Source organism: Paenibacillus sp. Marseille-Q9583, from assembly GCF_976954365.1.
In genome coordinates this window covers 17038-30310 of record NZ_CDRJTB010000014.1, presented here as the reverse complement: position 1 = coordinate 30310, position 13273 = coordinate 17038, and the positions used below count along the sequence as shown (strand labels likewise).

Sequence of the window (13273 nt, the reverse complement as noted above, 5' to 3'; positions counted from 1 at the left end):
AAGAAGTCCTGAAGGGAGATTCAAGAAATGTATGATCTATCTATAGTGATTCCTACCCGTAACCGAATTGACGACCTTACGGTGTGCATAGTATCCATTGGCAAGCAGACACAGCTTGAGGACATCTCCATCGAGCTATGGATTGTGGACGACGGTGAGATCCCTGAGGAAAGATTAGCATATTATCGTGAAATACTAACTGGATTACCGCAGGCTAAACTTCATTATCATCGCAAAACTAAGCCTGGTCTCTGGCTTTCCCGTTACGAAGCACTAGGACTGATCCATGCAGAAATTATGCTTAACTTAGATGACGATGCAGAGTTAGATGACTCCGTATATATTCGACGACTGCTAGATACTTATGCAGCCGATGATTCCATAGTTGGTGTAGGTGGTGTAGCCAAAGGTATACATAGTAGCATGCCAAGCAGGCTATTCGGTATGCTAACCGGACAAATGTCCGGATCACCAGGCAGATTGTCGGCAAGTATGTTTGCAGGCTCGCAATTCCTTTGGGGAGAGAAGAAGCATGTATTTGAAACGGATTTTTTTCACGGCTGCAATATGTCCTTCCGGCGCTCGGCACTGCGTGATATTAAACCCTATCCATGGATGACAAGCTATTCCATAGCCGAAGATATTTATTTGTCTCATTTGGCCAGCCGCTATGGCAAGCTTGTGATTAATCCCGCCATGAAAATCATCCATCATGAGTCACCAGGCTCTCGCGATAAGGCAGGCGTGGTAGCACGAGCTACCGCCATCAACCACTACTATCTGCTCAACTTGCGTAAAGCTCCTTTTATGAATTATGCTGCCTTGATCTGGACACTGACTTGTCTGACTGCTAAAGCAACTCTAAAACGGAATTTCAAAGCCGTTAGCGGATATGCCAAGGGTATCCTCTTCGTATTAAATCCTCGCAAGAATAAATATAGTGAATATATGCTCGATTAAGTAGCATCGTTTACTTCTAAATCTGTAGCACCGGTCCGAATCAGGATGCGGGGCTTTTTTCTATGTCGCCCAATTATATCCCTAAATGTGTCATGAAATTAATTTCCATCAACTTGTTATCTGGGGTATGATATAAATAATGTGTTTTGTTTTAGAAATTAACTTTATGGATGGTGGAATATGTTCAAGAACAAAAAAACGACGCTGATCCTCGTTGTAATCGTCATCGCCCTCATTGCTGTCGGCGCTTGGCTAATTACTAAGGATAAGGACGATAAAACAGCGGGAACTACGGGTAGCGCAACAACATCCGGAAAAGGAGAGGAAAAGTCTCTCTCACAAACCTTTTATATTTATGACACTGTTGTGAATATCAAAGTGTTCGGTGCTACAGTAGAACAGAAAAATATGGATGATATCCAGCAGATGCTGGAGCGAATGGATATGGAGCTTAGCCGCACCAAAGAAGGTGGAGAGACTTACGCAGTCAATCAGGCAGCAGGAAAAGAAGCGGTTGTTGTTTCTGACGAGACCCTGGATGTAATTAAACAATCCATACAATACGCTAAGGAAATGGACGGGCTATTTGATCCTACAATCGGTCCGTTAATCGATCTTTGGAATATCGGTAGCGGTGGAGATAAGGTCCCTCCCCAAGCTGATATTGATAAAGCGAAGAGCCTAACCAATTACAAGGACGTTGAAATTGATGAAGCTGCGAAAACTGTAAAGCTATTGAAGGAAAATATGGTGCTGGATCTGGGCGGTATCGGTAAGGGTTATGCTGCTGATCGTATCGCTGATTATTTGAAAGAGCAAGGTCTAAATAGCGCTATGATTAACCTCGGAGGCAGCAGTATCATTGCACTCGGTAAGAAACCAAACGGCACGGATTGGAATATTGGGTTGCAGGACCCCGATCAAAGCCGTGGCACACAGCTAGGAACCATTAAAATCTCAGATGAGGTCATCGATGCTTCTGGTGTTTACGAACGGTATTTTATGCAGGATAATGTTCGTTATCATCATATCCTTGATCCACGCACAGGATATCCTTCACAGAACGGTCTCAAAAGCCTTACCATTATGAGCCCGAATGCAACAGATGCGGACGCCTTATCCACTGGGGTATTCCTGATGGGAATCGAGGAGGGCATGAAATATCTTGAATCTTTACCTGATGATGTTGAAGCTTTCTTTATTACCGACGACAACAAAATCTATGCCACTAAAGGCATAAAAGAAAGAATGAACCTGACAGATCCAACGTACAGCTTCGCAGAGTAAACGAAAAAAGCTTCTCCCATTGAGCCTAAGCTGGCTTTCTAGGGAGCAAGCTTTTTTTTGGATAGAAGGAGCAACAAGAAGAACGCTTCTCCCTCTGCGAAACATGAGAAGAAGAAAGAACTATGGTTTAATAAAGATGAACCCTAAAATCGAAACATCCACCATCAACTAAGGAGCAAGATTTATGAACCTTGTGAACCCCCTAACTTCCATAGCAGCGGGCTATCGTCATACCGCCCTCCTTAAATCTGACGGCACGGTGACGGCTGTGGGTGATAATAAATATGGCCAATGTGATGTAAGTGACTGGTGCGATATGATAGCGGTTGCGGCGGGTAATGCTCATACCGGTAATGCTCATACCATCGGGCTTAAATCGGATGGTACGGTGGCGGCTGTGGGTTGGAATAAGTATGACCAATGCGATGTAAGCGGCTGGGCTGATATTGTGGCGGTAGCCGCGGGTTGGCGTCGTACCGTCGGACTTAAATCGGATGGCACGGTAGTTGCTGTAGGTCGAAATAATGAAGGCCAATGCAATGTAAGTGACTGGCGTGATATAGTAGCAGTTGCGGCTGGTGATTGGCATACAGTCGGTCTTAAATCGGACAGCACGGTGACAATTGTGGGTAATAATCGGTATGGCCAACGCAATGTAAATGATTGGCATGACATAATGGCTATAGCGGCGGGTTACCTTCATACAGTCGGTCTTAAATCGGACAGTACAGTGATTGCTGCGGGTCGAAATCATGAAGGCCAATGCAATGTAAACGGCTGGCATGGTATTGTGGCTATAGCGGCAGGCAGTCATCATACTATCGGTCTTAAATCAGATGGTACCGTGGTTGCTGTGGGTTGGAATAAGTACGGCGAATGCAATATAAGTGACTGGCGCGATATGGTGGCCATAACGGCAGGTTGCACTCATACCATCGGTCTTAAATCGGACGGTACCGTGGTTGCTGTGGGTAATAACGAACAGGGTCAATGCGATGTAAGCGGGTGGCGCGGCATCCAACTACCCGGAAATTAGTTATAAAATAATGAAAGCCATGCACAGATTTCTCTCGCATGGCTTTCTAATATCTTTGGAGTACTTGTTCTCTCACACCAAAGGAAGCTCGCCAAATTCCTTATAATTAGTAAAAATATAACTAGGCTTATGATCCGTAGCCGGTTGTCTGCCTCTCGGATTGTACCAGCAAACCTTCCATCCAGCCGCAAGTGCTCCAACTACATCGTTAGCCCAAGTATCACCTATATAAAGCGAATTGTCCGCTAAAGTACCCGTCTTTTGGTTTACGTGTATGAATATTTCTGGGTCCGGTTTAGCAAGACCTACAGCATCAGAAATAAAGATCATATCCTCGGGAATAATCTGATCTAAGCCTAGTCCACGAATCTTACTCATCTGATGATCCTTCGGTCCATTCGTAATAATGCCTACCTTATGACCATCCGCAATAAATCGTTCAAGATGCTCACGCACGCCATCAATCATCTGAATCGTATATTGACGTCCAATATATGCGGCTTGAACCGCTGTGGCTTGATCACGATCAATCTGCAAACCATACTCGGCAAAAGCAAGCTCCAACCGGCGCACCCTCGTCTCTTCAAGCGGAATCTCACCGCGCAAATACATCGGCCACAACACATCGCTATGATGTCTCACTTTATAGAATAATTCCGCATAGTCCAGACTACTCTCATCTGGGCTGAGCACTTCCCGTACCGCTTCTTTAAATGGTACCAGATGATCATACAACGTATCATCGAGGTCAAAAAAGATTGCCAATTTATGACTTGTTTCCACTTTAACGCCCCTTACTCGTTTTCTCTCTAGCTGCTTTAGAAAAAAAGGTTATAGGTAAAAAATTCATCATCCCGAATGTAGCCATGCGCTTCATATAACCGCTGCGCCACCACATTCTCCGTCATCGTTGTCAGGGATAAGCCCTTCGTATTCGTAGAGACCGCATAATCTCTAGCACTTTCCAGCAGCATAGCACCTAGCCCTTGCCCTCGGATTTCTGCAGTAACGAACAAATCATTCAGTATCCAAAGGCGCTCCATCGTAACCGATGAAAAAGAAGGATAGAGCTGTGTGAAGCCCCGCGCGCGTTCCACATCACCTTCCCCCTCAACCACCATAAGGATCACAGATTCATTCAGCTTTAGTCTGTCGGCTAAGAAGACGCGTGCACCTTCCCGATCTGAGGCTGCTCCATAAAATACTCGATACTCATCAAATAATGGGATGAGCCGTTCTAAATCATCCAGAACCACTCGTTCTATCCGATAATTGTTCATCATCAGCGCTCACTTTCCGGCTTCGCCGTTTTAACCTCATTGTAAATGGTTGCCGAGCCGTTCACCATGGAGAGAACGCCGAATGATTTGGACAATTGAGCCTTATTCCTTTGAATCATAGAACACATGCCGGGCACTAACTTTACCCGCTTCGATATTTAAAATTCCGAAAGAATACAATTTCTCACGCCGCTTATCTGTAGGAGAACCTGGATTAAATAGCAGGATACCATTCTCCTCTCTTAGCAAGGGCTGATGTGAATGACCAAAGAGAATGCAATCCACCTCATCATTCGCAAAAGCAAGCAGTGCATTCCCATCCGTTCCTTTACGGGAATGTGGCGTATGTCCATGTACCATGCCAATCCGGATTCCTTCAAGGGTAATGATCTTGCGCTCTCCGAAACGCGCAATGATCTCATCGCCATCATTATTTCCGGCAATCCCCTCTACCGGTGCTAGTTCTGACAGTAAATCATAGATTCCCATACTCACCCAATCACCGAGATGCAAGATTATATCCACATTTTGAAACTCTGCTATCAACGCCTTTGGCAGAGACTTAGCCATTCTTGACATATGTGTATCAGATACGACTCCTACTTTCATAAATCTCAGCTCCTAATCTATCATACTCAACCTTAGTTATCACACATATCCATAAATCTAATATTCAAATAATTGTACGATTTGCTTAAGCGAGAAGCAAGTTCTGTGACTTCTTCCACTCCGCAGCTAGTTCTCTCTATCCTGCCAATTCCACAGCCTTACTTCCCCAACATGCATTCTGTTGACCCATGTTTCTTCCTTCAGTTTGAGCAGTTCTTTCACCGGACCGGTTACAACAGCTCCATAGAGCTTAACTCCATTCTTCTCTATATATCTAATGGAATCATCCAGATCAATGAATGGAATCACCCTTTTGGAGATGGATTTATACTGCTGCATCAAGTGCAGCGTCTTGAGGAAGTTCGCATTACGCAGTTCACCATCCCCATACGACTCAACAGATGGAGAAACACTCGAACGGCTAGTCACCCCTCCAAACCATCCTCGCTTCTCCTTTGATTCCTGCGTCACTTTCATATCATCCGCATGCCAAATTGGCATATATGGAAAACCTAATGGATCATTAACTACTGGCTGTCGTGTCCGTGGACCTGTATCTGCCGCAAACCACAAAGGCTGAAGATTCTTAGGCTCAAACTTCTTCAACAGCTCATCTGTCGTAAATAATTGGTCAAAAGACAAGTATGCTTCCGCCACCGTCCCCTCAGGGAGCTTCTCTAATCTCTCCCACTCACTGCTATCATCCATACGATTTGCCGCATCCTTCTTCCCCTGTGGATATACAAAGTAATAACCAACACGTCTACTCTCATTTGTCCAGGAATAGTTGTAGAGCCTAGCCCAGCCAAATAGAAGCTTCATTGAATAATCTCCGACAGTGATTTGTTCATCTCCCACTTGTTTCTCTATCTTACTTGTCAGATTCATACTAAAAAATGGACCGGTACCACTGCTCAAATGTACAATCGTATTCGGCTGTGAGACAGCAATAGCGGAAGAAACAACATCACGGTATTTCTCTACTCTCTCCCCAGTGCCATAAAATATCGCACTGATAATACTGCAAATAATCATGAAAATTAAGAACGCAGAAATTACCGTTAAAGTATTCGATATACGGGCTCTCCATTTACCGCGGCGGATGATCTTTTTTTCCTTGCCAGGTCTGTCTCTTTTACTCTTTCCGTATTTTATGCTCTTATCCTCACGTGAAGCCGGCTTTTCTTCACCCATGAGTTCATCCAGATAAGCCTGATAAGCTTCCATCTTCTCCAGTTCGCGCTCCACTACATCCCTATCCTCGTCAGCAAGAGTACCTTCGCCGTACCTTCTTAACTTCTCCTTGAACTCCTCACTCATGTTCATTCCTCCTCCGCTCTGCTTCACGCAGCTTCTGTCTAGCTCGAAAGATTAAGATCTTATATTGGGACAGACCCACATTCATAATGTCCGATGCCTCCAGATAACTAAGACCATGAAAATCATGTAGCAGCAGTGCATGCCTCTGATTGTCCGGTAGTTCACCTATCGCAATCCTCATCTCTTCCCAACGTTCCTGCCGAAGCAGCGTGCTTTCCGTGGTATCTGGATGGGCGAGCTGTTTAAAAAAATCCTCACTCTGAACAGTACTGCGTCCTTCCTTCCGCTTATAATCTACGAAGGCATTGTACGCGACACGGAACAACCACGGCTTAATCTTCTCGTCTTTACAATCCTCCAAATATAAATAAGCACGGTAAAAGGTCTCCTGCATTAAATCTTCGGCCGCATGATGATCACCACAAAGGGAGCGCAAATAGCGGTAAATATCCATCACATACATCTGATATATTTCATCCAGTGAATTTCGCTTCATGCACTCCCCCCTTAACCTAACCACGTATACTCGAATAAAAAGTTACAGCTAAATTTAGCAACTAGTATGAATATACCAGTATTTCTATGGAAGAATGCGAAAAAAAGCCTGCTGACAAGGAGGTTCACTCCTGCCAACAGGCTTGTTAATAATCATCGGAATATTCATTGATCGTTCAAATTCCCAGGTTACTCTGCTTACAGAACAACCTCAACTTCTTTGAGCATTTCGCTAACAGAGACTAAACCCCCACCGGACAAGTACCAGTAGTTAGGATCTAAGTAAATGATTTTACCATTTTTGAAAGCATTTGTGTTCTTCACGAGATCGTTCTCAACCGCATCCTTCGCTGAGCCAGATTTGCTGCCATCACTCTTCACAGCCGCATCTCTATCTACTACGAACAGATAATCCGGATTCTTGTCGGCTACATATTCGTAAGATACGCTTTGACCGTGAGTAGATACTTCGATTTTATCATCCGCTTGTGCAAATCCGAATACATCATGGATAATACCGAAACGTGAACCTGAACCATACGCACTGATTTTTCCTTCATTGGCAAGAATAATAAGAGATTTTTTACCATCGGCTTTAGCTTTCTCATTCAGAGCTTTAACGGAGTCAGTAATAGTCGCAAGCTCAGCTTCTACTTCAGCTTCCTTGCCAAAAATTTGGCCCAGCGTCTTCACATTTTTCGTGAAGGATTCCATGTAATTCGCATTATCTACAGCAACGTACAATGTAGGTGCAATTTTGCTGAATTCATCATAAGAATCTTGCTGTCTGCCGGAAATGATGATCAGATCAGGAGAAAGACTGTTTATTTTTTCGAAGTCAGGCTCTTTCAAACCACCGACATTCTCATATTTGGCATCGCTATATTTAGAGAGATAAGAGGGTACATTACTTTGAGGTACTCCAGTCACCTCTACGCCCAGTTTATCCAAAGTATCGAGTGTACCGAAGTCAAATACAACCACTTTCTGCGGGTTAGTCTTAATCGTAATTTCTCCAAGTTCATGCTTAATAGTAAGCTCTTTGGATTCTGTATTCGGTGCAGTAGTAGCCTCTGTATTGCCTGCCGTTGCTGTATTATTATCTGAAGTTGCTGCATTATTGGAGCCACAGGCCGCCAAGATTACGGCAAGAAACACTGTCATGATTAGTAAAGATACGTTCTTCTTCAAAATATTCACCCCTATAATTTATAGTCAAGCTATTTGAATTATTCGCGTATACGTCAAGAAGCTGGCGCCTATCACTTCTAGCGTTACGTCATAATAATTTCCGAATGTAAGTGGCGTCTGGTTTAAAAATAGACACCAATCTTACGACCACCTATTGTTTCTATAGGGATATCCATGTCATATACATCCCTAAGCACTGCCGTATCAATAATTTCATCCACCGTACCCGATGAAGCTACCCGCCCATTCTTGAGCGCTACGATGTAGTCAGAGTAACAAGAAGCGAAATTAATATCATGAATGACGAGCACAATCGTCTTGCCCTTCTCTTCTACTAATCGGCGTAACACCTTCATAATTTGTACAGAATGCTTCATATCCAGATTGTTGAGTGGTTCATCGAGCAAAATATACTCCGTATCCTGAGCCATAACCATGGCAATATACGCTCTCTGACGTTGTCCGCCGCTCAGCTGATCAATATACTTATCCTGCATCTCTTGAAGGTCCATGTAAGCAATCGCTTCGTCAACGAACGCCCGATCCTCAGGTGTGAGCTTTCCCTGTGAATAAGGGAACCTTCCGAAAGAAACAAGCTCCTTCACGGTAAGACGAACGCTGATATGATTGGACTGCTTTAGCACCGATATTTTACGAGCAAGCTCATTACTCTTACAGCTGCCAATTTCCTTTCCTTCGATGAGTACTTCTCCCGCGTCTTTGGAGATAAGTCTACTGATCATGGAGAGCAACGTGCTTTTACCAGCTCCGTTAGGGCCGATAAACGAGGTAATAGTACCCTTTTTAATGAATAAAGACACATCGTCAACGACGGTAACTCCGCCATAACGCTTGGTTACATGCTTAACTTCTACCACGACTTATTCTCCTTTAACAGCAGATAGACAAAGTAGACGCCACCTGCAAAATTAATGATTACACTAACCGTAGTAGTGAATCCAAACACACGTTCAACTAGAAACTGTCCCCCGACAAGAGCAATAATGCTTAGCAAAATCGTGCCGGGAATCAGATAGGAATGCTTATACGTACGGAACAACTGATGCCCCACATTGGCTACTAGTAAACCCAAGAAAGTGATCGGTCCTACTAAAGCCGTTGATATCGAAACGTAGATGGATACAATAACTAACAGCCTTTTGACTACATAGTCATAATTGATCCCTAAGTTAATGGCTTCATCTTTTCCTAAAGAAATAACATCTAAATACTTCACAAATCGCATGAAATACAGCGTAGTTAACGCTAGAACAACTGTAGACAATATCAGTAGATCACTGCTGACGTTGTTGAAGCTGGCGAACATTTTTCCTTGTAGAATCAGGAATTCATTCGGATCAATGAGCACTTCCATAAAAGAAGATGCACTCTGAAACATCGTCCCCATAATAAGTCCTACGAGCAGCAGGAAGTAAATATTTTGACCCTCTCTGCGGAACATTAGCTTGTACAACACACCTGAGAATAGAACCATGATGCAAGCTGAGAACAAGAAATTCACATTTTTATTCATAAACGTCATATTTGATGAGCCTAGGGCGTATACACCGAACGTCTGGATCAACATGTACAAAGAGTCTAGCCCCAGAATACTAGGTGTCAAAATGCGATTGTTCGTAATGCTCTGAAAAACTACGGTAGAGACAGCTATCACCGCTCCGGTAATTAAAATGGCCGCCAGCTTTCTCCCCCGACTGGGTAGAACATAATCCCAATTTCCCATAACATGATAGGTCATAAACAAGACGATGAGAGCAACAGCGCTTAAGGATAATATAGTTAGTTTCGTCTTCATCACTAATTCGCCTTTCTTCTCATCAGCAAGTAGATAAATAGACCACTTCCGATGACGCCTACCGTGAGACTGATGGATATTTCGTATGGATATATAATGAGCCTGCCCAGAATATCACAGAACAGGAGGAACACCGCACCGAGAATGGCAGTATGCGCCAGATTTTTTTTCAAGTTATCGCCTATGTATAGCGTTACTATGTTAGGTACAACAAGACCCAGGAATGGAATCGTACCTACGGTTAAAATAACAACTGAAGAGATTAACGCTACAATCACCAATCCTACGTTTACTACCGCTTTGTAGTTCATACCGAGATTGACGGAGAAATCCTCCCCCATACCGGCAACGGTGAACTTATTGGCGAAAACATACGCGAGAATGACAAGTGGAATACTGATATAGATCAATTCGTATTGACCCTTAATAATTGTTGAGAAATCGCCAAGCATCCAAGACGAGATATTCTGAACCAAATCATTTTTGTAAGCAAAAAATGTAGTAATCGAGCCTACAATGTTCCCGAACATGAGTCCGACCAGCGGGATAAAAATACTATCCTTGAACTTAATCCGATCTAAGATTCTCATAAATATAAATGTTCCCAGTAGGGCAAAAACAAAAGCAACGAGCAGCTTCTGCATCGGTGTCGCCCCTGTGAACAGCATCAGGGACACGAGAATACCGAATTTCGCAGAATCCATCGTGCCCGCCGTAGTGGGAGAAACGAATTTATTTCGTGATAATTGCTGCATAATTAATCCGGCAATACTCATGCTTACACCAGCTATAATCAGTGCAGCTAAGCGTGGAATCCGGCTGACTAGCAGAGTCTGCATCTGAGATTCCGTAAGCGAAAAAAGATCCAAAGGTGAAATGTCTTTTACGCCTATAAACAAAGATATAAATGAGAATACTACTAGAAGTAGGGACAAATATTTTAGTTTCATGAGTTGTTCCTTATCTGTTTAATAGTTAAATCGTTTGGGAAATAGATGATATTATCTGTATTGATAATGATTTTCATTTGCACTATGTTCGATTATACCTAAGCCCACTTTGAGGGTCAACCCTTTCGTATAGTAAAATTTAAAACAATTGAATTTTATAAATTACATTAAAAAAGAGACACCCTAATAGGCATCTCTTTATCACATGATCTATTTCCGCTAGCTATAGCAGTTATTTATACTTGTGCCAATCCTGACTACTGTTCTCCAACAGATGTGCAAAATCATTCTCAAGCCGCTTTTGCTCAGCTTTTCGCTGATCTTCAACCGCTTTACGAGCAGCTTCCTTGCGGTCATTCTCTTCCGCTTTCAACGCATCAGATTGCGCCTTCAGCTTTCCAAGAACATCACTGCTCAACAGGTCTTTTAGCGTAGCTGGTGCATCGGTCGCAGCAGGACGCGGAGTGGTAGGCATTTTCTTTTTTTTAGCCACTGTCAATCATCCCTTCTAGTAATGAATTAAATTGGAATTTGTTTAAATTATTGGTCTTTTCGTTTATAATGTTCACTAAGAGGTGATCCATATGAAGTCCACTGATTTATGTCCCCAGCTACAAAAAAGTATGGATATTATCGGCAGGCGTTGGACAGGTTTAATTATCTACCAGCTCCTCCAAGGACCGCAACGTTTCAATGTGATTGAAGCAGCCTTACCCATCAGCGGAAGATTGCTCTCCGAACGACTTAAAGAGCTGGAACTGGAAGGGATTGTCCTTCGAGAAGTATTCCCTGAGACACCTGTGCGAATCCAATATTCCTTAACGGATAAAGGACTTGCCTTGGAGACCGTTATCCGGGATTTGCAGCGTTGGTCAAAAATATGGATTGATTGTGACACAAATAGCGTAAGCTCAACGCTCAAAATGTAAGCGTTTCAATTGTGGCAATTAGATTTTAAGTCCAACAATCACTAAATCACGTTCTATACCATCCAATTCAGCTACACCGGGTAGTAATCCCCACTGCTTAAAACCGAATTTTTCTAGCAAACCAAGGCTTGGATCATTATGTCCGAACACAAAACCAACTAGATTCTTAATGCCGAGACTAGGTGCTTTCTCAATGGCCTCTTTCAAAAGAATTCTACCAGCTCCACCACCACGGAACTTTTCACTCACGTATACACTAATTTCTGCTGTTGCATTATACGCTGGACGACCATAGAAGGATTGAAAGCTGAACCATGCCGCAATCTCATCTCCCTGCCTAAGTACCCATAAAGGACGATGGTGGCTGTTATGCTCATTGAACCATTTTTCTCTGTCTGCAACAGTAATAGGTTCCAGATCCGCAGTTACCATCCGTCCAGCAATCGTTGAGTTATAAATCTCCACAATAGCTGCTAAGTCTGTAGGTTTTGCATCTTCAATCCTGCTATTCTCCCAATTCATCCCTTGATTCCTCCAAATGTGTTAATTCACTCAGGCCGACCTGCTCCTGGCTCCATTGCCACAGCCGCTGCGCCTCTTGTTTATTCTTCGCTCTGGGAGTCAGCTCCTGATTCTTTCGTCGATAATAATATTGACCGGTTACCTCTTGCAAATCCGATTCTGTAGCCAAATAGATCGCAGTATCGGCTCCTTGTTCAGGAGTTAAAAAGAAGTATGACAGCAGTTTAAGGATCGACTTGCCGAAGCCTGTCTCCCGGTTAACACCTATATTTGTGCCCACTGCTCCTGGATGCACACAATTCACCGTTACTCTTGTCCCTTGCAGGCGTGCTGCCAACTCTTTTGTGAACAATATATTGGCTAACTTGGATCGAGCATAGGCTTTTGCTGGATTGAAACGGCGTGCGAGAGTTGGATCTTCATAGTGAAGTGCACCTATTTTGTAAGCACCGGAAGCAACCACAACGATACGGCCTTGCTCTGCTGCTTTTAAAGGCTCCAGTAACAGATTCGTGAGCAAAAAATGACCCAAATGGTTCACACCAAGATCCATCTCAAAGCCGTCCTTCGTAAGCTGACGCTTAATCGTGACTACCCCAGCGTTATTGATGAGTATATCTAGAATCGGATATTTCCGGGTGAATTCCTCCGCAAAACTGCGAATGCTCTCCAGCGAGGCCAGATCACACAACATCAGCTCGATATCCTCGGTGTGGCTCTTTTGCTTGGCGGCAGCCAGTGCTTCCTCTCCACGCTGGCGATTACGGCATACCATAATTACTTTGGCTCCCTTGCGAGCCAGTTCAACTGTCGTCGCTAGCCCCATACCAGAATTCGCTCCAGTTACAAGTGCAATTTTACCTCTCATCCCAAGAATC

The 13273-nt window shown here is 43.6% G+C and carries 16 protein-coding genes; 4 read left to right on the top strand and 12 right to left on the bottom strand.

Going from position 1 to position 13273, the window contains the following annotated elements; all coding sequences use genetic code 11:
• Positions 1-27: 27 nt before the first annotated feature.
• From ACWNM1_RS09185 to ACWNM1_RS09175, 3 genes are all read left to right on the top strand, one after another.
• Positions 28-960, top strand: coding sequence for a glycosyltransferase family 2 protein (locus ACWNM1_RS09185; RefSeq protein WP_449600755.1), 933 nt, complete (start codon positions 28-30; stop codon positions 958-960).
• A 180-nt stretch (positions 961-1140) separates the two neighbouring features.
• Complete coding sequence (locus ACWNM1_RS09180; protein WP_449600754.1) at positions 1141-2247, top strand: FAD:protein FMN transferase; 1107 nt, start codon at positions 1141-1143, stop codon at positions 2245-2247.
• Positions 2248-2431: 184 nt separating this feature from the next.
• Positions 2432-3283 (top strand): RCC1 domain-containing protein, encoded by an 852-nt coding sequence (locus tag ACWNM1_RS09175; protein ID WP_449600753.1) that lies wholly within the window; start codon positions 2432-2434, stop codon positions 3281-3283.
• 72 nt (positions 3284-3355) lie between these two features.
• Here ACWNM1_RS09175 and ACWNM1_RS09170 read toward each other — a convergent pair whose 3' ends face one another.
• The 10 genes from ACWNM1_RS09170 to ACWNM1_RS09125 form a co-directional block, all read right to left on the bottom strand.
• Positions 3356-4066, bottom strand: a complete 711-nt coding sequence (locus ACWNM1_RS09170) for an HAD family hydrolase (protein WP_449600752.1) — start codon at positions 4064-4066, stop codon at positions 3356-3358.
• A 35-nt stretch (positions 4067-4101) separates the two neighbouring features.
• The gene (locus tag ACWNM1_RS09165) at positions 4102-4566 is read right to left on the bottom strand and encodes a GNAT family N-acetyltransferase (RefSeq protein ID WP_449600751.1); all 465 of its coding nucleotides are present in this window, start codon (positions 4564-4566) and stop codon (positions 4102-4104) included.
• 99 nt (positions 4567-4665) lie between these two features.
• Positions 4666-5172 carry a metallophosphoesterase family protein gene (locus tag ACWNM1_RS09160; protein ID WP_449600750.1) on the bottom strand — a complete coding sequence of 169 codons (507 nt, stop codon included), beginning with the start codon at positions 5170-5172 and terminating at the stop codon, positions 4666-4668.
• Between the two features lie 126 nt (positions 5173-5298).
• A complete protein-coding gene (locus ACWNM1_RS09155; protein WP_449600749.1) occupies positions 5299-6492 on the bottom strand; it encodes an anti-sigma factor in 1194 nt (397 codons plus the stop codon).
• Positions 6485-6988, bottom strand: coding sequence for a sigma-70 family RNA polymerase sigma factor (locus tag ACWNM1_RS09150; RefSeq protein ID WP_042185661.1), 504 nt, complete (start codon positions 6986-6988; stop codon positions 6485-6487). The genes ACWNM1_RS09155 and ACWNM1_RS09150 overlap by 8 nt, the downstream gene beginning before the upstream one ends.
• Positions 6989-7185: 197 nt before the next feature.
• Positions 7186-8178: a siderophore ABC transporter substrate-binding protein gene (locus ACWNM1_RS09145; RefSeq protein WP_449600748.1), complete on the bottom strand. Its 993-nt coding sequence runs from the start codon at positions 8176-8178 to the stop codon at positions 7186-7188.
• A gap of 122 nt (positions 8179-8300) precedes the next feature.
• Positions 8301-9056: an iron ABC transporter ATP-binding protein gene (locus tag ACWNM1_RS09140; protein ID WP_449600747.1), complete on the bottom strand. Its 756-nt coding sequence runs from the start codon at positions 9054-9056 to the stop codon at positions 8301-8303.
• Positions 9050-9994, bottom strand: coding sequence for an iron chelate uptake ABC transporter family permease subunit (locus ACWNM1_RS09135; RefSeq protein WP_042125012.1), 945 nt, complete (start codon positions 9992-9994; stop codon positions 9050-9052). Before ACWNM1_RS09135 ends, ACWNM1_RS09140 begins: the two co-directional genes overlap by 7 nt.
• 2 nt (positions 9995-9996) lie before the next feature.
• Entirely contained in the window at positions 9997-10944 is a 948-nt protein-coding gene (locus ACWNM1_RS09130; protein ID WP_449600746.1) for an ABC transporter permease, read from the bottom strand.
• A 232-nt stretch (positions 10945-11176) separates the two neighbouring features.
• On the bottom strand, positions 11177-11437 hold the full coding sequence (locus tag ACWNM1_RS09125) for a YqkE family protein (RefSeq protein WP_042125008.1): 261 nt from the start codon (positions 11435-11437) through the stop codon (positions 11177-11179).
• A 91-nt stretch (positions 11438-11528) separates the two neighbouring features.
• Here ACWNM1_RS09125 and ACWNM1_RS09120 point away from each other — a divergent pair, with 91 nt between their 5' ends.
• Complete coding sequence (locus tag ACWNM1_RS09120; protein WP_042185654.1) at positions 11529-11873, top strand: winged helix-turn-helix transcriptional regulator; 345 nt, start codon at positions 11529-11531, stop codon at positions 11871-11873.
• 18 nt (positions 11874-11891) lie between these two features.
• Here ACWNM1_RS09120 and ACWNM1_RS09115 read toward each other — a convergent pair whose 3' ends face one another.
• Both ACWNM1_RS09115 and ACWNM1_RS09110 read right to left on the bottom strand, forming a co-directional pair.
• On the bottom strand, positions 11892-12395 hold the full coding sequence (locus tag ACWNM1_RS09115; RefSeq protein ID WP_042185652.1) for a GNAT family N-acetyltransferase: 504 nt from the start codon (positions 12393-12395) through the stop codon (positions 11892-11894).
• Positions 12379-13263 (bottom strand): SDR family oxidoreductase, encoded by an 885-nt coding sequence (locus ACWNM1_RS09110; protein WP_449600745.1) that lies wholly within the window; start codon positions 13261-13263, stop codon positions 12379-12381. Before ACWNM1_RS09110 ends, ACWNM1_RS09115 begins: the two co-directional genes overlap by 17 nt.
• Between the last annotated feature and the right edge of the window lie 10 nt (positions 13264-13273).

Excerpts from the sequence above, each read along its gene's own strand:
- ACWNM1_RS09185 (WP_449600755.1), top strand. The coding sequence starts at position 28 with ATGTATGATCTATCTATAGTGATTCCTACCCGTAACCGAATTGACGAC.
- ACWNM1_RS09180 (WP_449600754.1), top strand. The coding sequence starts at position 1,141 with ATGTTCAAGAACAAAAAAACGACGCTGATCCTCGTTGTAATCGTCATC.
- ACWNM1_RS09175 (WP_449600753.1), top strand. The coding sequence starts at position 2,432 with ATGAACCTTGTGAACCCCCTAACTTCCATAGCAGCGGGCTATCGTCAT.
- ACWNM1_RS09165 (WP_449600751.1), bottom strand. The coding sequence starts at position 4,566 with ATGATGAACAATTATCGGATAGAACGAGTGGTTCTGGATGATTTAGAA.
- ACWNM1_RS09160 (WP_449600750.1), bottom strand. The coding sequence starts at position 5,172 with ATGAAAGTAGGAGTCGTATCTGATACACATATGTCAAGAATGGCTAAG.
- ACWNM1_RS09155 (WP_449600749.1), bottom strand. The coding sequence starts at position 6,492 with ATGAGTGAGGAGTTCAAGGAGAAGTTAAGAAGGTACGGCGAAGGTACT.
- ACWNM1_RS09150 (WP_042185661.1), bottom strand. The coding sequence starts at position 6,988 with ATGAAGCGAAATTCACTGGATGAAATATATCAGATGTATGTGATGGAT.
- ACWNM1_RS09135 (WP_042125012.1), bottom strand. The coding sequence starts at position 9,994 with ATGAAGACGAAACTAACTATATTATCCTTAAGCGCTGTTGCTCTCATC.
- ACWNM1_RS09130 (WP_449600746.1), bottom strand. The coding sequence starts at position 10,944 with ATGAAACTAAAATATTTGTCCCTACTTCTAGTAGTATTCTCATTTATA.
- ACWNM1_RS09120 (WP_042185654.1), top strand. The coding sequence starts at position 11,529 with ATGAAGTCCACTGATTTATGTCCCCAGCTACAAAAAAGTATGGATATT.
- ACWNM1_RS09115 (WP_042185652.1), bottom strand. The coding sequence starts at position 12,395 with ATGAATTGGGAGAATAGCAGGATTGAAGATGCAAAACCTACAGACTTA.
- ACWNM1_RS09110 (WP_449600745.1), bottom strand. The coding sequence starts at position 13,263 with ATGAGAGGTAAAATTGCACTTGTAACTGGAGCGAATTCTGGTATGGGG.